Here is a 21,187-nt window from a genome sequence, read left to right on the forward strand (position 1 = left end):
GCTATGGCAACTGTTCTTTCTAACGTATTAAGGTCCTTCGCGGCGCTTAGGATGACAGGTTCAAGCAAAAACTCAACACGAAAAAAGCCCCGACGAACTTCGTCGGGGCTTTTCGGTAAATGGGAGAGAGGATTAGCTTTTGCCCTGCTTCATATCCTGACGGTGGGCTTTGTGTTTGGCCATTTTGTCGGCTTGGCGCTGGGTGTATTTGGCGTATTGGTCGGCGCTCAGGATTTGCTTGAGCTTGGCGTCGTACTGGGCTTTTTCGGCCTTCATGGCCTCGTGGTGCTGCTTTTTATCGGCGGCGGTGGCAGTGCGGGCCTGGGCTTTATGAGCGTCCATCTGCCGGGCGCGGTCGAGGTGGAGCTGGCGAACCTGGGCCGTTTGGGCAGCCGAGAGGCCGAGCTGCTTGGTAAGGGCCTGGGCGGCACGGTCGGCGCGCTGCTCGGGCGTTTTGGCGGTATGGTCGCCTTTCATGTGCTGGCCGTGAGCAGCTTTTACGGGCGTGGTTTGAGCCGAGGCGGCAGCGGCAGACAGAGAGAAGGCGGCGAAGAGAACCAGGAGCTTTTTCATGATGCTATGTGAGTTGGAGTTGAATGCAAGGGAAGCCGCGGCGTACCAGCCGACGGTTGTTCGGACAGTTGCAACTCCGGTGCCAGTTTCGGCCAAAACCAGCCCGAGAAAAATATAAATTTCTCCGTTAAACCTTCGTTTTCGGCGTGCGTCGCAGGTTTTTGGGGTTCAGCGGCGGAAGCAGAGGGCTGCTTGGTAGCGGTCGGCAGAGTGGGAATAGTACGCCGGACTGGCGGCGCGGAAGCCGGCCCCAACCACCGGTTGGCTGCCTGCAGTACCGGACCGGAGTGGGTGGGTTTGCGGGGGCAGCAATCCGGCTTTACCTTTGTTGCATCAATTCTTTCTAGCCAAAGGATTGTTTTTATACAGAGGCGCTGAGAGACAGGCTCGATGACGCGTCGGCAACCACCCGCAAGCTGCGGAACGGTGCCAATTCCTGACCATATAAAAACAAGTTGCCGTGCGCTTTTTGCCCTGCTTACCAGCCCGTGTTACCGTTTCTGCCGCCGTTTCGTGCCCTTTGGGCTCGGCTGCAGCCTGTTGTAGCCCGCGTTGTTGTTGCTAGGTAAGAATTCCGGAGCCCAGCGCTGATAGACGGCGGTTGGCCCGCTGTGTCTCCTGCCGGCCCAGGACTGCGCCTGTTGCCATCCTTCTGAGCTTCTGACCGTGCCACTGCTGGCGCGGGGCCGGCTGCTTCATCTGCTTACTTTCTCCTTTTTACGACCTGCCGGGCCGAAGCCCGGTGTACCCCTGTATGCTAAGAAAATCACTTGACCTGCTGCGGCAGGAGGCGGCCGAAACCGGCGCCGGAACGCTGAAACGAAGCCTGAATGGCTTCAACCTCATTGCCATCGGCATTGGGGTGATTATTGGGGCGGGTTTGTTCTCGCTCACCGGCATTGCCGCCGCCAACAACGCCGGCCCGGCCGTGACGCTCTCGTTTGTGGTGGCCGCGGTGGGCTGCGCCTTCTCGGCCCTATGCTACGCCGAGTTTGCCTCGATGGTGCCGGTGGCCGGCTCGGCCTACACCTACGCCTACGCCACCATGGGCGAGCTGTTTGCCTGGATTATCGGCTGGGATTTGGTGCTGGAGTACTCGGTGGGCGCGGCCACGGTAGCCATCAGTTGGTCGCAGTACCTGCTTAAGTTTCTGAGCAAATACGGTATCAATCTGCCCCCGCAGCTGGTCATGTCGCCCTTTGAAACCGCCAAGCTGGCTAGTGGGGTGCAGGTGCACGGCTTCGTGAATATCCCCGCCATGCTCATCGTGCTGGCTATTACGATGATCATTATCCGCGGCACGTCGGGCTCGGCGTGGTTTAACGCGCTGGTGGTGACGCTGAAGGTGGCCGTGGTGCTGGTGTTTATTGCCCTGGGCTGGCAGTACATCGACCCTGCTAACTACCAACCTTATATTCCCGAAAACACCGGCACCTTCGGCGAGTTCGGCTGGAGCGGCATTCTGCGCGGGGCGGGCGTGGTGTTCTTCGTGTTCATCGGGTTTGATATTGTGGCCACCATGGCCCAGGAAACCAAGAATCCGCAGCGCAACATGCCCATCGGCATTATCGGCTCTTTGCTGATCTGCACCGTGCTGTTCGTGCTGTTCGGGCACGTGATGACGGGCCTGGCCAACTACACCGAGTTCAAGAACAGCGCCGCGCCGGTAGCCATTGCCATCGAGAAAACGCCGTATGCGTGGCTGTCGTCGGCCGTGATTCTGGCTATCATCATCGGTTACACGTCCGTGATTCTGGTGGATTTGCTGGGCCAGAGCCGGGTGTTCTTCAGCATGGCCAAAGACGGCCTGCTGCCCCCGGTTTTCGCCCGGATTCACGAACGGTTCCGCACGCCGCTGCAGTCGAACCTGCTGCTGGGGCTGTTCATTGCGCTATTTGCGGGCTTCGTGCCCATTTCGGTGGTGGGCGAAATGACGAGCATCGGCACGCTGCTGGCCTTCGTGATGGTGTGCGTAGGCATCCTCATCATGCGCAAGCGCGAGCCCGACGCCCCGCGCGGGTTCCGCACGCCCTGGGTGCCGGTGGTACCTATCCTGGGTATTCTCACCTGCGTGGTGATGATGGTGTCGTTGCCCTGGGAAACCTGGCTGCGGCTGGCCGTGTGGCTGGCCATCGGCCTGGCTATCTACTTCGGCTACGGCCGCAAGCACAGCAAGCTGGGGCAGGCTGAGGAATTAAAAATTGAGAATTAAGAATTGGCGGGATGTGCTAATAGTGACAGCCGGGGCCGGAAGGTTCCGGCTGTTTGCGTTTCGGAGCGGTTTGGACGTAGCTTTGACGCACATACTGTTCTGTCTTTTTCGTGGAATCTATTGTTATCGAAGCGCATGTAGCGGCATCCAGTCCGCCGGCTCCCGTATATCCGACTATCAAGGAAAGCTGGGGGTTTCTGGGGTGGTACCTGTTACTGTCTTTACTGATTGGCCTGCCCATTTTTCTGGTAGGGGAGAAGCTGCTGGGAGTGCCCCGGCCCATTGCGCTATTGCTCATTGGGATTGGGACCAACTGTGCTGTGCTGGGGTTTCTGCGGTGGAAGCAGGGTCTTCGCTGGCCCGGCATCAACCTGCACGGCCAAGTGCCCGGATGGCTGTTGCTCGCGTTGCCTGTGCTGGTACTATCGGCCGATATGGTACTGACGCTGATTCAGTTTCTGCATCTGCCCAAATTCTCCTCCGGCGAAACTTACCGGGAACTGATGAAAGTGCCGGTCGTTGGGTTTCTGATGTTGTGTGTAGTGGCCCCGGTGCTGGAAGAGCTGCTACTGCGCGGTGTGGTGCTCCAGGGCCTGTTGCGCAACTTCCCCAACCGTCCGTGGATTGCCATCGGCCAGTCGGCCCTGATTTTTGGGATAATGCACATGAATCCACCCCAGAGCTTAGCTACGTTTGGATTGGGGCTGCTGATGGGCTGGCTGTATTACCGCACCCGCTCTTTGTGGCTGTGCATGGGCGCGCATTTTATCAACAACTTCTTCGCATTCAATGCTATGCTGCATCAGAAAGGTGGTAAAGCTACCGATGATGCGGTAGCCGCCTTTGGCCACCCCTGGGCCTACGCCGCGGTAGTAGCGCTGAGTGCGCTGGTGCTGTTGGGCTTGCTGTGGCAGGTGCATCGGACCACTTCCCCTCCATCAGCCCACTCGTCGTCTACTGACCCAACGGAACCGGACGTGCTGCTGCCGGCCGGCATCTGAACGGCCATCGCGAAACCCTGCGCCTACCATCGCGAGCCACTACGTGAAAACCCAAACCGCCCCACCGGAACAGACCAGTGGGGCGGTTTTGCGTTGCGGCAACAGCTAAAGCGTGTGTTACATAAACACCTTGCGCAGCGCCCACAGGCTCCACACAATCACCATCAGGCCCACGCCCACGAACATCCAGCGCACGGGCAGGCGGCCGGCTAGGCGGGCGGCCAGCGGCGCGGCGGCCACGCCCCCGATGATGAGGCCCAGGATAATCTGCCAGTGCGAGATGCCCAGGGTGGCGAAGAACGTGACGGCGCTGGCAAACGTGACGAAGAACTCCGTGACGCTTACCGAGCCAATCACGTACTGCGGCGTGCGGCCCCCGGCAATGAGCGTGCTGGTGACCAGCGGCCCCCAGCCGCCCCCGCCAAACGAATCGAGGAAGCCGCCGGCCGCGGCCAGCAGCCCCAGCTTCTTGTGCTTTTTGCGCGGCCCGGGCTTCACGAAGGCCTTGCTGATGATGCGGATGCCCAGCAGCAGCAGGTACGCCGCCAGGAAGGGCTTCACGTAGCTGCCGTATTTCTCACCGAAGGTGGACAGCAGATACGCCCCCGTAATGGCGCCCAGCACGCCCGGAATTAGGAGCACTTTGAACAGGCGCTTGTTCACGTTGCCGAAGCGGTAGTGGTGGTAGCCCGAAGCCCCACTGGCAAACATTTCGGCGGTGTGGATGCTGGCACTCACGGCGGCCGGGGCAATGTTCAGGCTCATTAGGCTGATGGCCGTGACTACGCCGTAGCCCATACCCAGCAGCCCGTCAATGAGTTGCGCGCCGAAGCCGATGGCCACAAACAGCCAGAATGTTTCGGCGTGGGTGGCCGCGCTCCACACCTGCTGCCAGGTGAAGTAGTAGCTCAGAATGTTGAATACCAGCATGGCCGCAAAGGCCAGCAGCGCCCCAGTGGCAATTTTGCGCCACCGCGCTGCGGCCGGCGATTCGTAGGCCGGCCCGCCGGTCAGCTCGGCCGTCACGGCGTTCAGGGATTTTACCTTGTGGGCAAAGTCGCCGCCCACCTTCTCCCGAATCTGCGACATGCGTTGGAGCACGTCGTGCAGCTCGTCGGGGAGGGTGTGAGTGAGCATTTCGCGCAGGCGCTTGGCAATGGTGGGCGACTTACCGTTGGTGCTGATGGCAATTTTCAGGTCGCCCTTCTGCACGATGGAGCCCAGGTAAAAGTCGCAGGCGGCGGGCGTGTCGGCCACGTTGCAGAGCAGGCGCTGGCGCGTGGCGTCGGCCTTAATCTGCAGGTTGAGGGCTTTGTCGTTGGTGGCCACAATCACCAGGTCGTGGCCGACGAGGTGGGTGGGGTCGTAGGGTTGCTCGCGCAGCTGCACGGCGGGGTGCTGGTCGGCCAGCACCCGCAATTCGGGCCCAAACCAGGTAGCCACCACCGTAATGGCCGCGTTGGGGCTGTTGGCCAGCATGGCCGAGAGCTTCTCGAAGCCCACGGCCCCGCCGCCCACCAGCAGCACGTGCAGCTGTTCCAGCTTCAGAAACACCGGAAACAGCCGGTTGCCATCGGGCACCGCGGGCGGCGGCTCGGGCTGGGGCAGGGCGTTGTTGGAGGAAAGGGGCATGGTGGTTGGTGATGGTTGGGGTCGGATGGAAAGGAAGGCAGAACAGCACCATTAGAACGTCATTCCGAGCGAAGGCGCAGCCTGAGCCGAGGAATCTCGCGTGCAATGGTAATTCTGTTGTTAGGATTGGTTGCTACAACGTCAGCACGCGAGATTCCTCGCGCTGCTCGGAATGACGTTCTGATGTTGTTTGTTCTATCGGTTACTCGTGAAACGTCAGGCCGCTTGCGGTGGGCTGCACGTAGCCCTGGCGGATGACGAAATCACCAAACCGCTCCTGGGGCTGGCGGTTCTGGGCGTAGTCGGCGAGCAGGGGCGTGAGCTCCTGCTCGATGCCGTCTTCGTCCAGCATTTCCTTGTAGAGCTTGTTCATCCGCTCCCCGTTGAAAGCGGCACCGAGGTACAGGTTGTAGCGGCCCACGGCCCGGCCCACCAGCCCGATTTCGCCAAGGTAGGGGCGGGCGCAGCCGTTGGGGCAGCCCGTCATCCGCAGCAGAATATCGTCCTGAGCCAGACCCTGTTGGCGAATCACCCGGTCCAATCTATTCAATAATTCCGGAAGATACCGCTCGGCCTCCGCGAAGGCCAGCGTGCAGGTGGGCAGGGCCACGCAGGCCAGCGCCCCACGCCGCAAGGCCGTGTATTCCTTGCCGGCCTCGATGGCCACGCCGTGCTGCTGCAGCACGGCCTGCACGCTCAGCCGGTGCTCGGGGGCAATGTTGGCGATGATGAGGTTTTGGTTGCCGGTCAGGCGGAAGTCGCCGGTGTGGAAGGCGGCAATTTCGCGCAGGGCGGTTTTGAGGGCGTAGCCGTCCCGGTCGAGCACCCGGCCGCCTTCCACGAACAGCGTGAGGTGGGCCCGGCCGTCGGACTGGAGCGACCAGCCGTAGGCGTCGCCGGAGCTGCGGAACTGGTAGGGGCGGGTGGGCTCCACGGTAAAGCCCAGGCGCTGGCCCAGCTCCTGTTTGAACACGTCGAGGCCCACGCGGTCCACGGTGTACTTGAGGCGCGAGAACTTGCGGTTTTCCCGGTTGCCCCAGTCGCGCTGAATCGTCACGATTTTCTCGCAGGCATCCACCACTTTCTCGGTGGGCACGAAGCCGATGATGTCGGCCAGGCGGGGGTAGGTGTCGGGCATGCCGAACGTCATGCCCATGCCGCCGCCCACGGCCACGTTGAAGCCTACCAACTGGCCTCCTTCCTCAATGGCAATCAGCCCCAGGTCGTTGGCGAAGATGTCGGTGTCGTTGTAGGGCGGAATGGCCAGGGCAATCTTGAACTTGCGGGGCAGGTAGGTTTTGCCGTAGATGGGCTCGGCGTCCTCCTCGCCCTCATTGGGCGCGCTGCTGAACTGCGGTTCCCCGTTCAGCCACAAATCCCAGTAGGCCGAGGTGCGGGGCGTGAGGTGGGCGCTGATCTGCTTCGACACCTCGTACACGGCCGCGTGCAGGGGGCTCTCGTGCGGATTGGGGTTGCACATCACGTTGCGGTTCACGTCGCCGCAGCCTGCAATGCTGTCCAGCAGAGCCTCGTTGAAGCCCTGGATGGTTTTTTTCAGGTCGCGCTTGAGTACGCCGTGCAGCTGGAAGGCCTGGCGGGTGGTGAGCTTGAGCGTGTGGTTGCCGTACTGGTCGGCCAGCTCATCCATGCGCCGCCACTGGGCCGGCGAGGCAATGCCGCCCGGCACCCGCACCCGAATCATGAGCGAGTACAGCGGCTCCAGCTTCTGGCGCTTGCGCTCCGAATCCAGGTCCCGGTCGGTTTGCTGGTAGGAGCCGTGGAACTTGATCAGGTGAGTGTCGTCGGGGTAGAGGGCGCCGGTGAGCGGGTTCACGAGGCTTTCGGCCAGGGTGCCGCGCAGGTAGTTGCTGGCTTCCTTGACGTGCTCGACTTCGGAAAGTTTGGGGGTATCAGCCATGAGAATCAGGGAGCTGGGGAGGATACCGGAGCAGCCGGAGCCGCAGGGCGTAAATCGAAGTTGTGGAAGTAGAAAACCCGGATGGTGTGCTGGTTGCGGTAGGTGCTACCGGCCGGCAGCTGCTGAAACAGGTGCATGTAGCCGGCCTGCAACTGGGCATGTTTGCTGAAGGGGTACACCACGCCGGCAAACAGCCGATTCTGGTCGAAGTAATTCAGCCGAATTTCCTTGCCGAAATTCATCATCACCTCGTTGTTGAGCAGAAACTGCCAGCCGCCGGGCTCAAAACCCCGCTTGGTAAGCGGCAGAAACAGCGCCGCGTTGTAACGGGTGCGGTAGTTGAAATCGAAGTCATCGGTGCGCTCATTCTGCCGGATAGTGCGCCGGAATCGTTCTTCCAGCCGCACCCACTGCATCAGGCGGGCCTTCGGAAACTTGCTGAACCACTGCACCTGCTGCCAGGGGCGGTGCTCGGGCTGGCCCACGGTGCGGGCCCCATCGGGGTAATGGTGCACGTAGGCATAGCCCCCAGTCAGGCGCACATCATCGGTGAGGTAGTACGTCAGGCCCACGCGGGCCACCGTCTGGTAGCTGGCCTGCACGAAATGGTCGTGCAGGCGCAGGTGCAGGTCGGTCCAGCTGCCCCAATGTTGCGAAAACCGGGTTTGGTTGAATATGCCCAGCCACGTCTGCTGCTCGCGCACGTACTGTTTCTGCGCCAGCACAGGCCGGGTCAGAAGCAGCAAGCCACAAAAGAGAAGGAGCCGTTTCATCATACTTACCGCAGCACGGTGTTATCGAACGTGAGGGCCACGTAGTACAGACCCCCGATGGTGGGGCCGGCGGCGTACTGGTAGTAGCGGTTGTTAAAGAGGTTGGCCCCGCCGGCTTTGATGGTGGTTTTGAGGGCGGGCACGCGCACGTTCACCTGGGCATCCACGGTTTGGTAGGCGGGCACGCGGCCGTTGGCCAGGGGGCTTTCCCAGTAGAAGGTGCTCTGGTGCCGCCACACCAGGTTGAAGCCCACGTTGCGCACAATTTCGCGGTTGCCGAAGCTCACGTTGGTGACCCAGTGCGGGGTGTTGAAGCCCGTCACGAAGATATCGGGGGCGTTGTTGGCCGACAGGGCGTTGTAGTTCACGTTGCCGCCGAGGGTGTACTTCTGGTAGAAGTTGTAGGTGACGCCCAGCGTGGAGCCGTAGCTGCGGTAGTTGTTGCGGGCGTTGGTGTACACCCGGTACCGGTCCTGGCGGGCGGCGCGGTTGCTGTTGAGGGCGGCCAGCACGGCATCATCGGAGCCCACCTGCACCTGCTGGCCGGCGGCGTTTTTGGGCACGCTCACCTCCACTTGGCCCAGGAAGCCGGAGTACACATTGTAGTACGCGTCGGCGTCGATGGAGAGGCGGTTATCCAGCAGCACGCTGCGGTAGCCCACTTCGTAGGCGTTGATTTGCTCGGGCTGCTCGGTGGGCAGGTTGCCCACCTGCAGCACGCCCCGGATTTCGGGACGCAGGGCGGCCTGGCTGGCGGTGGTGCCGGCGTTGGCGGCCACGTAGGCATTCACGGCGGCGTTGAACTTGGAAATAGACGCCAGCGTGTAGGAGTTGTCGAGGTAGTTCAGCCCCTCGTTCACCCGGGCCAGCCCGCCCACCCGGCGCACGTTGCCGTTGTTCACGAACGACAGCGCCTCAAATAAGGACGGAAAGCGCCAGCCGTTCTGGTACGAAGCCCGGAAGTTGTGCAGGCCGCCGGCCGTGTATACGGCCGCCACCCGCGGGTTCAGCTTGGGGTTGAACTCCGGGTTGTAGTCCAGGCGCAGCGAGGCGGTGAGCTTCAGGCGGTCCTGCAACAGTCGCTTGGTGGCCTGCCCGAAGCCCCCGATTTTCTTGTAGTACTGGTTCTGGCCGCCGGGCTGGGTGCGCTCGGTGAGCGGGCGGCTGAAATCCACGAAGTTGTTGCCGTCCGGAATTACCTCGTACAGGCGAGCATCGGCGCCCAGCAGCACATCGGCAAATTTCACCCGCGGGCCCAGGTTCCAGATGGCGTCGGAGTGGTAGGTGCGGCTGCGCTGGGTGAGGGCGGCCCCGCCCGGAATGGGCGCGCCGGGCACGTTCACGCCGCTGTCCCAGTTGTTGGTTTTTACAATCTGGGCTTTCAGCGCGTCGAAGGCGGGCGTACCGGGCACAGCGCGGCCGGCGTCGGCCACTGTGCGGGCCTGCTGCATGGCCTGGGCCAACGTAGCCCCGCCGCTCAGCTGGCTTTGCAGCTCCGTTCGGAACTTCGTGCCCCAGGCGGCGTTGGAGCCGTTCTGCAAATCGAGGTTCAGGGCCAGCGGGTTGAGATTGTAGGAATTGCCGGTATTCTCGACCAGCATATAGGCCCGGGCCGTGAAGTTCTCGCCCTTCAGCTCCACCTTGTGGTTCTGCACCGTCACGCCGTCGAGCTGAATCTTGTTGCCGCGCTGAAACACGCCGTCCATCAGCCCGAACCGGTAGCCGTAGCTCAGCTCCAGCTTGTCAGTGAGCTTGTAGTGCAGGCTGGCGTCGGCCTTGATGTTGCGTACGATGGGGTTGGTGAGGTCCCGCTCGTAGTAGCCGGTGCGGCGCACGTTGAAGGTTTCGTTGCGGCCGTTGTAGGGGATGGTGATGCTCACGTTGCCGGCATTGTCGTCGCCGTAGCGGTTCCAGAGGTCGGCGGCGGGGTTGTTGGCCCCGCTCAGCTCCGGGAAGCGCGGGTTAGCCGAGGCCAGGTTTTGCGGGTTCTGGTCGTTCTGAGTGTTGGCGAGCCAGTCGGTGCCGCGCAGGAAGCTGCCGTTCACCTTATAGGCCCAGCGGCCCGAAGCGCCCAGGCTCTGGGCCCAGCGCACGGCCGTTTCCGTCAGCACGCTCGGGTCCCGGTCTTTGCCGTCCACGTGGTTGACGCCCACCTTCTGATACACGCTCAGGCCCTGGTAGTTAAAGGGGCTTTTGGTGGTGAGGTTGGCCATGCCGTTGATGGCGTTCATGCCGTACAGGGCCGAAGCCGCGCCGGGCGTAATTTCCACCGAAGCCACGTCCAGCTCGGTGGGCCCGATGGCGTTGCCCAGCGGCACACCCAGGGTGGCCGCCTGCATATCCACCCCGTCCACCAGCTGCATAAAGCGGAAGTTGTTGGGGATGTTGAAGCCGCGGGTGTTGGGCACTTTAAACGTGAGCGAGCTGGTGGTCATTTGCACGCCTTTCACGTTTTCCAGCGCGTCATAAAAGCTGGGAGCCGGCGTTTCCTTGATGGCCCGGATGTCGAGCTTTTCAATGGCCACCGGCGAGGTCAGCCGGCTTTCCTCCACCCGCGACGCCGACACCACCACCTCGTTCATCGACACGGCCTTCGACTCCAGCTGCACGCTGATGGGCTGGCTGCCGCTGGCAATTTCCAGCTCCCGTGACTCGTAACCCAGGGTGTTGAACACCAGCGTAAACGGAAACCGCAGCTTGGCTTTCAGGGCAAACTGGCCGTTACCGTCGCTGAGCGTGCCGGTGGTGCCGCCCTTCACAATAACGCTCACGCCCGGCAGCGGCTCGCCGGTAGTTTTTTCGCGCACGGTGCCGCTCACCGAAATCAGGGCCTCCTGGGCGTGCAGGCCGGTGGCGCTGGCGGCAACCAGCGCCGGTACTAATAAGGAAGAGGAAAGAAGATGTTTCATGTAGGTTTTTACAAGGGGAGAAAGAACCCGGGGCGGGGCAGACGGCAGGCCGGCGCAGCCCCCGCGCCCGGGGCGCAGCGGCCGTTACCGGCTACAACATCGTCTTGGAAAAACGGCAGGCATGGGACGGAAGAAGGGTTTTAGAGCTAGATCCCCTCCTTAGAAAGGAGGGGTTGGGGGTGGTTGAGTTTTAGGGCTAGAAACTAGAAGTCGTCGTCGTTCAGGAGCGGGTCAACCACCCCCAACCCCTCCTCATCTGAGGAGGGGAGCTAGATTCCTAGCTCTAGTTTTTAATACACATCCTCCAAGAACCGGCGTGACTTTTTGAGCTGGCGCAGGTACTCGGCGGCGTAGTCGGCGTCGTGGCCGCTTTCCTGCTGGATGATCTGGCGCAGGGCCTGCTGCACGTCGTGGGCCATGCGGGATTTGTCGCCGCACACGTAGAAATAAGCGCCGTTTTCGAGCTGCTCGTACACGCGGCGGCTCTGTTCTAGCAGGCGGTGCTGCACGTAGAGCTTCTGGGCCTGGTCGCGGGAAAAGGCCACGTCGAGGCGGTCGAGGGTGCCGCGCTTGAGGTGCTGCTGCCACTCGGTCTGGTAGAGGAAGTCGGTGGTGAAGTGGGGGTTGCCGAACAGCAGCCAGTTACGACCGGTGGCGCCGGTTTCGGCCCGCTCCTCCACGAAGGCCCGGAAGGGCGCTACCCCGGTGCCGGGGCCCACCATGATGATGTCGGTGGCGGCATCCTGCGGCAGCTTGAAGTACTCGTTGCGGTCCACCCACACCCGGGCCGTGTCGCCGAGGCTGAGGTGGTCGGCCTGGTAGCCGGAGCAGGCCCCGTGCTTGGCGCGGCCGTGGGTTTCGTAGCGCACGGCCCCCACGGTCAGGTGCACTTCCTCGGGGTGGGCCAGCAATGAGGAGGCAATGGAATACGCCCGGGCCGGCAACGGCCGCAGCACCGCCGCCAGCTGCTGCCCCGACAGTTCCACCGGAAACTCGGTGAGCAAGTCGGCCACGTCGCGGCCGTACAGGTAAGTGCCCAAACCGGCCGTATCGGCCAGAATTTCGCGGAGGCGCGGGTGCTGCGGGGCCACAGCGGCGTAGCGCTCCAGCACGTCACGGGTGATAACCGACAGCTCCAGCCGCTCGGTGAGGGCGGTGGTCAGGTCCAGCTCATCAGCTTCAAGGCGCACTGGGGCGGCTTCGGGCAGGCGGGCGGCCTGGAGCACCTCCTGCACCAGCGCTGGGCGGTTGCGGGGCTGCACCATCAGGGCGTCGCCGGGCTCGTAGGTCAGGCCCGAGTCAGCCAGGGAGAACTCCAGGTGGTAGGTTTCTTTGGTGGAGCCACGGCCGTTGAGCTGAATCTTCTCCAGCAGCTCCGCCCCGAAGGGGTTGCGGGCGTTGTACTCCACGGCGGCGGGCAGCGGGGCCACTTCCGGCGCGTAGCCCGCACCCACTACCGCCACCACCGGCGCGGCCACGGCTACGCCGGCCGTTACGGGGACCGGGGCGGGCTGCAGCTCGGCAATACGGCTAAGCACCTGTTCGGCCCACTGGCGGGTTTCGTCCTCGAAGGTCACGTCACAATCCAGCCGCTCGGCTAGGCGGCGGCCGCCCAGCTCGGCCAGGCGCTGGTCGAACTCGAAGCCGGTCTGGCAGAACTGCAGGTAGCTTTTGTCGCCTAGGGCCAGCACGGCGTACTGCAGGTCGGGCAGCTTGGAGGCGCGGCTGCTGAGCAGGAACTGGTGCAGCTCCTCGGCCGCAATGGGCGGGTCGCCTTCCCCCTGGGTGCTCACCACCACCAGCAGTAACTGCTCGGTTTTGAGGTCCTTGGTGGGGTAGTCGTTCATGTCGCGCACCTGCGGCTGCAGGCCTCGGCGGCGGGCCGCCTCGGCCACTAGGCCGGCGGCTTTCTTGCTGTTGCCGGTCTGAGAGCCGAACAGGATGGTGAGCCGACTGGCCGCGGCGGCTTCCGCCACCGCCGGAGCCACGGCCGCAACGGGGGCCGCCGCGCCGGCGCGGCCGTACAGGTAGCCGCTCAGCCACACCAGCTGCTGGGAGGTGAGGCCCGCCGCCAGCTGCTGCAGCGCTTGGTCGTCGAGGCCAATGGGAAGCGTGGGGGAAGCTGAAAGAAGTGACATAGGACGTGGTGGTTGGGGCAGTGGGTTGGGCGCTTCAGAGAAGGAAGAGGTCATGCTGAGCGAAGCCGAAGCATCTCTACCGCTTTGCTTGTGCGATTCATTAGCCCAGGGTTTAAACCCTGGGCTATGGAGCGGTTATCGGTGCTGCTATCTGATTAGCCAGCGGTAGAGATGCTTCGGCTTCGCTCAGCATGACGTGCTGCTTGTGGTGTTCTGATCAGGCTACCGCCGCGTACAGCTCCGGTAGCAGCGCCAGCTTCTCTGGAGTGGCCAGGCGGGTTACTTCGCCAATGATGATGATGGCCGGCGCACCTATTTCGGCGGCGGCGGCGCGGGCGGGCAGCTCGGCAACCGGGCCGGTTACTAAGCGGGCGTGGGGTAGGGTGCCGTTCTGGATGATGGCGGCTGGCATGTCGGCGTGGCCCTGCTCGCAGAAGGCCTGCACAATGCGCGGCAGCTCACCCAGGCCCATCAGAATGACGGTGGTGCCGCGGGCGTCGCGGGCGGCTTCCCGGATGCTGCCGGCCAACTCGCCTGTGGCGGTGGTGGCCGTAATCACCCGGAATCCTTCGCTCAGGCCCCGGTGCGTGACGGGGATACCCGCTGCCCCGACGGCGGCCACCGCGCTGCTGATGCCGGGCACATAGTCCGTCAGTAAGCCGTGGGCTTCGGCGTAGAGCATTTCCTCCCGGCCGCGCCCGAACACAAACGGGTCGCCGCCCTTGAGGCGCACCACGTGGCCGTAGCGGCGGGCGTAGTCCACAATCAGGGCGTTGATGTCGTCCTGCGAGTGGCTGCGCATGCCGCGCCGCTTGCCCACGGGCACCAGCACGGCCTCGGGGCGGGCGTGCCCAAGCAGGGCGCGGTTAGCCAGCGCGTCGTACAAAATCACATCGGCTTCCGACAGCACCCGCGCCCCTTTGAGCGTGAGCAGCTCCGGGTCGCCGGGGCCGGCACCCAGTACCGTAAGGCGGGGCGTTTGCATAGTTGTTAGTGCTTGGTGCTTGGTGCTTAGTTGTTAGTGCTTAGTAGTTAGTATCTGTTCGTTGAACAGGCTAAGCACTAGGCACTAAATTGAAAAGGCTACTGGTGGCGCTACCGGGGCGGTGAAGTACTCGGAGTTGGCGGCTTCTACTAGGCCGGCGGCCAGGGTGTCGCCGGTCAGCTCGTCGACCAGGATGAAGGAGCCGGTGGTGCGGTTGTCGGTGTAGTGGTCCACGGCCAGGGGCAGGGCGGTTTTGAGGCGCACCCGCACGATGTCGTTGAGCTGGGCCTGCTCGGTGTGCACCCGGGCGAAAGTCTGCACGTTCACCTTGTAGAGAATGGCCGACACGGCCGCTTTCGAGAGGGCCGAGTGGTGCTGCACCAGCAGCTTGCGGCCGGGCCAGAGGGGCTGCTCGCTCATCCAGCACAGGGTGGCTTCCAGCTCGCGGGTGAGGGTGGGCTCCTCGGGGCCGGCGGGTACCAGGGCGTCGCCGCGGCTCACGTCCACGTCGTCGCGCAGGCGAATGACCACGGCCTGCGGAGCTACGGCAGTTTCCACTTCCTGCTGGTTTACCTCAATGGCTTCGATTTTCGATTCCAGGCCTGAGGGCAGCACCCGCACGCGCTGGCCGCGGCGGTACTGGCCGCTCAGAATCTGACCGGCGTAGCCGCGGTAGTCGGGCAGCTCGGGCGTCTGGGGCCGAATCACGTACTGCACCTGGAAGCGGGGCGCGGCTTCGGTTTCCTGGGCGCCGGGCACGCTTTCCAGGTGCTGTAGCAGGCTGGGGCCGGTGTACCAGGGCAGGTGCTGGCTGGGCTTCACCACGTTGTCGCCCTGCAAGGCACTCAGCGGAATGGCCGTAGCGGCGGGCAGGTGGAAGTGGTTGGTCAGTTCGGCGTAGTCGGTGGCAATGCGGGCAAACACGGCCTCGTCGTAGTTCACCAGGTCCATCTTGTTCACGGCCAGCACAAAATGCCGAATGCCCAGCAGCGCGGCAATGAGGGTGTGGCGGCGGGTTTGCTCAATCACGCCCTGGCGGGCATCCACCAGCACAATGGCTAGGTCGGCGTTGCTGGCACCCGTTACCATGTTGCGGGTGTACTGCACGTGGCCGGGCGCATCGGTGATGATGAACTTGCGGCGGGGTGTGGTGAAGTACTTGTAGGCCACGTCGATGGTGATGCCCTGCTCGCGCTCGGCGCGCAGGCCGTCAGTCAGCAACGCCAAATCCACGGTGCCATTAGAAGCCTGCCGCTTCTCCAGCGCCGCCAGCACGTCCAGCGACACCGATTCGGAGTCGTACAGCAGCCGCCCAATGAGGGTGCTCTTGCCGTCGTCCACGCTTCCGCAAGTGATAAATCGAAGTAAGTCCATGATCTTAGTGCTTAGTTGTTAGTGCTTGGTGCTTAGGTCGTTTGGGTGGTTGTTGGTGATTGGTGTGTAGGTTTCTGATGAAACCTTGGCTCGTCACTAAGCACTAACAACCAGGCACTAAGCACTAGAAATACCCGTTGCGCTTGCGGTCTTCCATGCCGGCTTCGGAGATGTTGTCGTCGAGGCGGGTGGCGCCTCGCTCGCTTACTTTGGCCAGCAGCAGGTCCTGGATGATGTCTTCCACGGTGCGGGCGTCGCTTTCCACGGCGGCGGTGCAGGTGGAGTCGCCCACGGTGCGGAAGCGCACCTGCCGGGTCACGATTTCGTCTTCGTCATCCAGCTGCAGGTGCTCGGTGAGGCCCAGGAGCTGGCCCGAGGGCAGTACCACGCAGGTGCGCTCGTGTCCGAAGTAGATGTCGGGCAGCGGAATGTTTTCGCGCTGGATGTAGCGCCACACGTCCAGCTCTGTCCAGTTAGAAATGGGGAACACGCGCACGTTTTCGCCCTTCTGGATGCGGCCGTTGTAGATGTTCCAGAGCTCGGGGCGCTGGCGCTTGGGGTCCCACTGGCCAAACTCGTCGCGCACCGAGAAGATGCGCTCCTTGGCCCGGGCCTTCTCCTCGTCGCGGCGGGCTCCGCCGATGCAGGCGTCGAACTCAAACTCCTCGATTACCTCCAGCAGCGTGTAGGTCTGCAGCGGGTTGCGGCTGGGGTACTTGCCGCCCGGCTCGCGCAGGCGCTGCCGCCGGATGGTGTCCTCCACCTTGCGCACCACCAGCTTTTCGCCCAGCTGGGCGGCCAGCTGGTCGCGGTACTGCAGCACCTCGGGGAAGTTGTGGCCGGTATCCACGTGCACCAATGGGAAGGGGAAGCGGCCGGGGCGGAAGGCCTTCTCGGCCAAACGCGTAAGCACAATGGAATCCTTGCCGCCCGAGAACAGCAAAGCCGGCCGCTCAAACTGCCCCGCCACCTCCCGCAGGATGTGGATGGCTTCGGCTTCCAGCCGGTCGAGGTAATCGAAAGTGGTACTCATAGTTGTCCGAATTTCAGTTCTGTTGTTGTCCGTCATGCTGAGCTTGCCGAAGCATCTCTACCGCTTCGTGTGGTTCATTAGCCCAGGGTTTAAACCCTGGGCTATGGAGCGGTTGTCGTTGGAATCAACTTGATTAGCCAGCGGTAGAGATGCTTCGACTTCGCTCAGCATGACGTTCTTTTTTGCCGAGCTATCCGGCTGGTACCGGCTCCACCACCGGATCGGGGCCGTCGTGGGGGGCGGTGGCGTGCAGGCCGCACTCCTTGGCCGAGAGGTCTTCCCACCACCAGCGGCCGGCCCGGAAATCCTCGCCGGGCCTGATGGCGCGGGTGCAGGGGGCGCAGCCAATGCTCACGAAGCCCTGCTGGTGCAAAGGGTTCACTGGAATGCCCTCCTGCTGCACAAACGCCAGTGCCTGCTCCCAGGTCCAGTCGAACAGCGGGTGGATTTTCACGAGGTTATGCGCCACGTCCCACTCCACGGGGTCCATCGTCTGTCGGTTCTGCGACTGTTCGGCCCGGATGCCGGTCACCCAGGCCCCGCGGCCGGCCAGGGCCCGGTTCAGGGGCTCCACCTTGCGGATGTGGCAGCACTCCTTGCGGTTGTCCACGCTCTCGTAGAACGAGTTAGGGCCTTTCTGCAGAAGCAGGTTTTCCAGGTCCTCGCGCTGGGGGGCGTACACCGCAATGGGCTTCTGGTACCGGATCAGCGTCTTGTTCCAGGTAGAATAGGTTTCCTGGAAGTTGCGGCCGGTATCGAGGGTGAACACCTCAATGGGCAGGTCGTGGGCGAAAATCAGGTGGCTGATAATCTGGTCTTCCAGCCCGAACGAGGTGGAAAAAACGGCCTGACCGGGGAAGGTGTCGGCTACCAGACGCAGCCGCTCCAGGGCGGAGGCGGCCACTATGAGAGGGCGCAGGCGGTCCAGCTGGGCGTGGACGGCCGGCGCAGCATCAGCTGCAGGCATGGCAGGAAAAGAGGGGAGGAGGAAGCGGCCCGCCTGGGGCGCGGCATTCCGGCCGGAAGATGATTCCGCAGCAGGTGCCCGGCCGCATTCAGGCGGCAGCCAGGGGCAACAGGCGGAACAGGAATACACGGAGGCGCTACTCCGACGCGGCGCCCGCTAGGGCGTTAGTCGGCCGGGGGCAGCACCCGAACCAGCAAGAGGAAAGTGGTTCGTGCCTACTTGCAACAACAGGGCATAGCCATCATCGCACAACAGCCATGCTGTACAGCACAGGAGGTAGCGGATGCGGCGGCGAAGTTGAGGAAGCGGTTCACGGTTCGTTGTTTTTATATGGTCAGGACTTGGCACCGTTTCGGATTTTCCGCTGGTTGCCGGCGCTTCAGGGAGCCTGTCTCTCCACGCCTCTGTATAAAAACAATCCTTTGTGGATAAAAGAATTGGTGCCCCAAAGGTACGGGACGAAATTTTACACTTGCAAATTTTTCTTTTTCAGAACGCTTGGGTTAGGGAGCAGAACAGTAGCGGAGAACAGTCAGGGTCCGAAAAAATGTCATCCTGAGCGCAGCGAAGGACCTTATCACGCTAGCAAAAGACACTCTAGCGTGATAAGGTCCTTCGCTGCGCTCAGGATGACAGAGGGGTTTAAAACCTTACATATTCAGCCGCTTTCTAACGTTCTGCAGCAGCGCTGTGGCCTCCGGGGCCGTGCCCGTCACGAGCACCAGGCCGCCGTACACGGCCGTGAGTACCGTGGAGCGGAGTAGCATGGTAAGGAAGGGCGAGCCGACGGCCGGTACCACCCAGGCGGCCCCGCCGGCCACGGCCGCAATGCCCAGAATCAAGGGAATGCGCCAAGTGAAAGGCTGCATCCGGAAGCTGTGCCACACAAACCACGTGCGGGCCAGGTTGATGCTGACCTGCGCCGCCACGGCCGCCACGGCCGCCCCCACCATACCCAGCCGGGGGATGAGCACGAGGTTCAGCCCGATGGTGAGCAAGGAGAGCGAAACGTTGAAGATTAAATCAAACCGGTAGCGGGGCGAGGTAACCAGCAGCAGCCCGTTCACGCCCGTTACGCCATCGAACAGCCGGCTGCCCAGCAACAGCAGTACCACCAGGGTACCCTGGGCGAAATCGGCGCGCATCAGGGAGTAGATGAAGTCCAGGTTCAGGCCGATGCCCAGGGCCAGAAAGCAGCCGATGAGGGTGTTGAGGCGGGTGGTGCGGCGGTAGAACTCGGCCATGCCGGTCATGTTCTGCTGCTTCCAGTAATCGGCCAGCAGGGGGAAGGCAATCTTGTTGAGCGAGCGGGCCGGAATGGCCAGCGCCGTGCTGATGTTGAAGGCAATCTGGTAGATGCCGGCGGCGGCCAGGTTTACCTGCGCACCCACCATCAGGGTGTCGAGGTACATAATGATGGAGCCGGCCAGGGAGCTGAGCAGCGTAAACGCGCCCACGCCCAGCAGCTCCCGCACCGGCCGCACCGTCAGTACCGCCCGCCGGGGCCGCCAGTGCAACTCACCAATACGCACGATGTAGCCCGTGAGTAGCAGCACCAGCACGCCATTCACACCCACGTACCACAGTACGTACCCGTGAAACGTGAGCCACTGGCCCGCAAACAGCAGGGCCCCGGCCAAAATCAGCACCCGCAGCAATACATCCTGCAGAAACGAGGAAAACGCCGTGTGGTACAGGCCCTTCAGGTAGGCGTCGAGCAGGGAGTAGAGCAGGGTGAACAGCGCAAACACGGCCCCCCACAGGTAGTAGGTATCCAGCAGGGCGGCATCCTGTTCATAAAACCCGAGGATGGTAGGCCGGCCCAGCAGATACAGCCCCAGCACCACCGCAAACCCCAGCAGCGGCACGCCCACCAGAAACGGAAGGAACCCGTGGTGCCCGTTCTCGCGGTTGCGGAAGTAGGGGAAAAACCGGATGCCCACGCTGGCAAACCCCAGCGCCGCAACCTGCGCAAACAGCGTAGCCAGGCTCGACAACGTGCCCGTGAGCCCTAGCTGCTGCGGCACCAGAAACCGGGGCAGCACCAGCGTGGTGCTCACAAATCCCAGAATCAGCCCGAAATAGGAAATAACGGTGTTACGCAGCCCCTGCCGCTGAACGATGCCCAAAAGGTGAAATGGTGAATGAGTGAATGAGTGGTCTTTCTGTCATCCTGAGCGCAGCGAAGGACTTTGTCACGTCAGAACGATTTTGTTCTTGCGTGATAAGGTCCTTCGCTCCGCTTAGGATGACAAAGGAGGCTGAAACGACTGGCAAATATCCGAGCCGTTGACAAAGGCCACGTTGCGGCTGCAAAGGTACTCCATGAGGGCGCGGAACTCGCGGGGGCCGTTGCGGGTGTTGGCCGGATCGAAGTTCTCGTTGTGCCAAAGCACCGTGCACACGCCCCCAAACCGCTCGATTTCCTGGAACATGGGCGTGAGGGCCGGCAGAATTTCCTCCGGAGCCAGCTGCAGATATTTCGGGTGGTGCAGGGTGGCATCCATCACGTTGAGCGGGATTTCGAGAAAATCTGCCGCTTCTCTCCGCTGAAAGACGAACGGCCGAAAAGGTAGGCAATAGCTGTTGCGGAAGCCGTAATGCTCGGCAAAACCCAAGGTGGAGTCGTAGGCGAACTGTACCCAGGAGGAGAAAATGTAAGGCATTAGCCGTGGCTCCCACCGCAAGTAATGAAACCGAATACCAGTGTTCTGTCCCGTTTCTTGACTTGTCACTCGCTCAACCTCCCAAAGGAACTCACTACTAGAATGTTCATTTGTATCAGTGCGGTAACTCGCATGCAGGCCTATCTCAGCACCCTGTTTTTCTAGAGCTACTACCATCGGCCACGCCTTTTGTATACGGTAGTCCGCATTGGGCGTGCCGTTGGCTGCTTTTCGGTGTTCCGGCAGGAAGAAGAACGTGCTTTTAGCGCCGTATTTGGCCACGGTTTGCTGCACTTCGGTCAGGTTGTCCCAGACGTCTTTCTGGGTGAGGTGCTGCCAGTAGCGGCGGGCGAAGTCCAGCCAGTTGCGGCGCTGGAGGGCGGCTTTGGCGGGGGCTTTCCAGGCGCTGTAGAGGTTGTCGATGTCGTGGGTGATGAAGGTGGCCCAGGCGCGGCCATCGGCCCAGCCGCGGGGGCGCAGGGGCTGGCCGCCGGCGTGCTCCACGGCCGCCCGCAGCACCTCGAAGTAGTAGTTCACCACCGGCACCGTTACAAAGCCGTAGCGCTGCTGCACGCTGGCCGCGTAGGGGAAGCGCCCATGCTGGTCCCGCTCACTGGAGTAGAATTCCTGCCAGCCGCTGAGCAGGTAGAAGGCCGCCGAAACCACATCGGCCTGCACCCGGGCCCGGCCCCCGGGCAGCAGCTCCAGCAGCGGCCGGGCGGGCTGGTCGTCGAAGAGAAACGGCAGCTGCCGGCCCTGCCACTCCCGCCACACCGGCGGAGCCGGGTAAGGGGCCGTTCCCGCAAAAAAGTCGTGCGCCACGGCCGTTACCTCTACCTGCGGCTGCGTACCGGCGTACCCAATGCTGACCGTCGGCATAGCATCATACGCCTGCCAGAAGTGCTGGAGCACGTAGTGAATTCGGCTTTCGGCAGTAGTTGCGGGTACAGAAGGCAGCGGCGGTAACATACCGCAAGGTACAATGCAGAATAGCTCTGCGTCCTCT

The 21,187-nt window shown here is 62.6% G+C and carries 14 protein-coding genes and 2 riboswitches; of the genes, 2 read left to right on the forward strand and 12 right to left on the reverse strand.

Features of this window, described 5'->3' with window-relative positions:
- Window positions 1-132: 132 nt before the first annotated feature.
- Window positions 133-573 (reverse strand): guided entry of tail-anchored proteins factor 1, encoded by a 441-nt coding sequence (locus tag EI291_RS16255; RefSeq protein WP_125422320.1) that lies wholly within the window; start codon window positions 571-573, stop codon window positions 133-135.
- A 358-nt stretch (window positions 574-931) separates the two neighbouring features.
- A riboswitch (SAM riboswitch) is annotated at window positions 932-1,024 on the forward strand.
- A gap of 303 nt (window positions 1,025-1,327) precedes the next feature.
- On the opposite strand from EI291_RS16255, the gene EI291_RS16260 reads away from it, so the two are divergent.
- Complete coding sequence (locus EI291_RS16260; RefSeq protein WP_125422323.1) at window positions 1,328-2,785, forward strand: amino acid permease; 1,458 nt, start codon at window positions 1,328-1,330, stop codon at window positions 2,783-2,785.
- 110 nt (window positions 2,786-2,895) lie between these two features.
- Window positions 2,896-3,786 (forward strand): CPBP family intramembrane glutamic endopeptidase, encoded by an 891-nt coding sequence (locus EI291_RS16265; RefSeq protein WP_125422326.1) that lies wholly within the window; start codon window positions 2,896-2,898, stop codon window positions 3,784-3,786.
- A 117-nt stretch (window positions 3,787-3,903) separates the two neighbouring features.
- Here the strand turns inward: EI291_RS16265 and EI291_RS23440 are convergent, their stop codons facing one another.
- From EI291_RS23440 to EI291_RS16320, 11 genes are all read right to left on the reverse strand, one after another.
- Window positions 3,904-5,418, reverse strand: a complete 1,515-nt coding sequence (locus EI291_RS23440; protein ID WP_125422329.1) for a TSUP family transporter — start codon at window positions 5,416-5,418, stop codon at window positions 3,904-3,906.
- Window positions 5,419-5,620: 202 nt separating this feature from the next.
- Window positions 5,621-7,336 carry an NADPH-dependent assimilatory sulfite reductase hemoprotein subunit gene (locus EI291_RS16275; protein ID WP_125422332.1) on the reverse strand — a complete coding sequence of 572 codons (1,716 nt, stop codon included), beginning with the start codon at window positions 7,334-7,336 and terminating at the stop codon, window positions 5,621-5,623.
- A 5-nt stretch (window positions 7,337-7,341) separates the two neighbouring features.
- Complete coding sequence (locus tag EI291_RS16280) at window positions 7,342-8,082, reverse strand: DUF2490 domain-containing protein (protein WP_170172685.1); 741 nt, start codon at window positions 8,080-8,082, stop codon at window positions 7,342-7,344.
- Window positions 8,083-8,114: 32 nt separating this feature from the next.
- Entirely contained in the window at window positions 8,115-11,018 is a 2,904-nt protein-coding gene (locus EI291_RS16285; RefSeq protein WP_125422338.1) for a TonB-dependent receptor, read from the reverse strand.
- A 290-nt stretch (window positions 11,019-11,308) separates the two neighbouring features.
- Complete coding sequence (locus EI291_RS16290; protein WP_170172686.1) at window positions 11,309-13,156, reverse strand: assimilatory sulfite reductase (NADPH) flavoprotein subunit; 1,848 nt, start codon at window positions 13,154-13,156, stop codon at window positions 11,309-11,311.
- A 217-nt stretch (window positions 13,157-13,373) separates the two neighbouring features.
- On the reverse strand, window positions 13,374-14,141 hold the full coding sequence (cobA, locus tag EI291_RS16295; protein ID WP_125422343.1) for a uroporphyrinogen-III C-methyltransferase: 768 nt from the start codon (window positions 14,139-14,141) through the stop codon (window positions 13,374-13,376).
- 84 nt (window positions 14,142-14,225) lie between these two features.
- On the reverse strand, window positions 14,226-15,515 hold the full coding sequence (locus EI291_RS16300; RefSeq protein WP_125422346.1) for a sulfate adenylyltransferase subunit 1: 1,290 nt from the start codon (window positions 15,513-15,515) through the stop codon (window positions 14,226-14,228).
- A 124-nt stretch (window positions 15,516-15,639) separates the two neighbouring features.
- Window positions 15,640-16,548 (reverse strand): sulfate adenylyltransferase subunit CysD, encoded by a 909-nt coding sequence (gene cysD / locus EI291_RS16305; RefSeq protein ID WP_125422349.1) that lies wholly within the window; start codon window positions 16,546-16,548, stop codon window positions 15,640-15,642.
- A 190-nt stretch (window positions 16,549-16,738) separates the two neighbouring features.
- A complete protein-coding gene (locus EI291_RS16310; protein ID WP_125422352.1) occupies window positions 16,739-17,515 on the reverse strand; it encodes a phosphoadenylyl-sulfate reductase in 777 nt (258 codons plus the stop codon).
- 323 nt (window positions 17,516-17,838) lie between these two features.
- Window positions 17,839-17,930, reverse strand: a riboswitch (SAM riboswitch).
- A 235-nt stretch (window positions 17,931-18,165) separates the two neighbouring features.
- Window positions 18,166-19,644 carry a lipopolysaccharide biosynthesis protein gene (locus EI291_RS16315; RefSeq protein ID WP_125422355.1) on the reverse strand — a complete coding sequence of 493 codons (1,479 nt, stop codon included), beginning with the start codon at window positions 19,642-19,644 and terminating at the stop codon, window positions 18,166-18,168.
- 114 nt (window positions 19,645-19,758) lie between these two features.
- Window positions 19,759-21,150: a DUF7033 domain-containing protein gene (locus tag EI291_RS16320; protein WP_125422358.1), complete on the reverse strand. Its 1,392-nt coding sequence runs from the start codon at window positions 21,148-21,150 to the stop codon at window positions 19,759-19,761.
- Window positions 21,151-21,187 lie beyond the last annotated feature (37 nt).

Origin of the sequence: Hymenobacter rigui, assembly GCF_003944715.1 — a bacterium.
In the GTDB taxonomy this organism is placed as follows: domain Bacteria; phylum Bacteroidota; class Bacteroidia; order Cytophagales; family Hymenobacteraceae; genus Hymenobacter; species Hymenobacter rigui.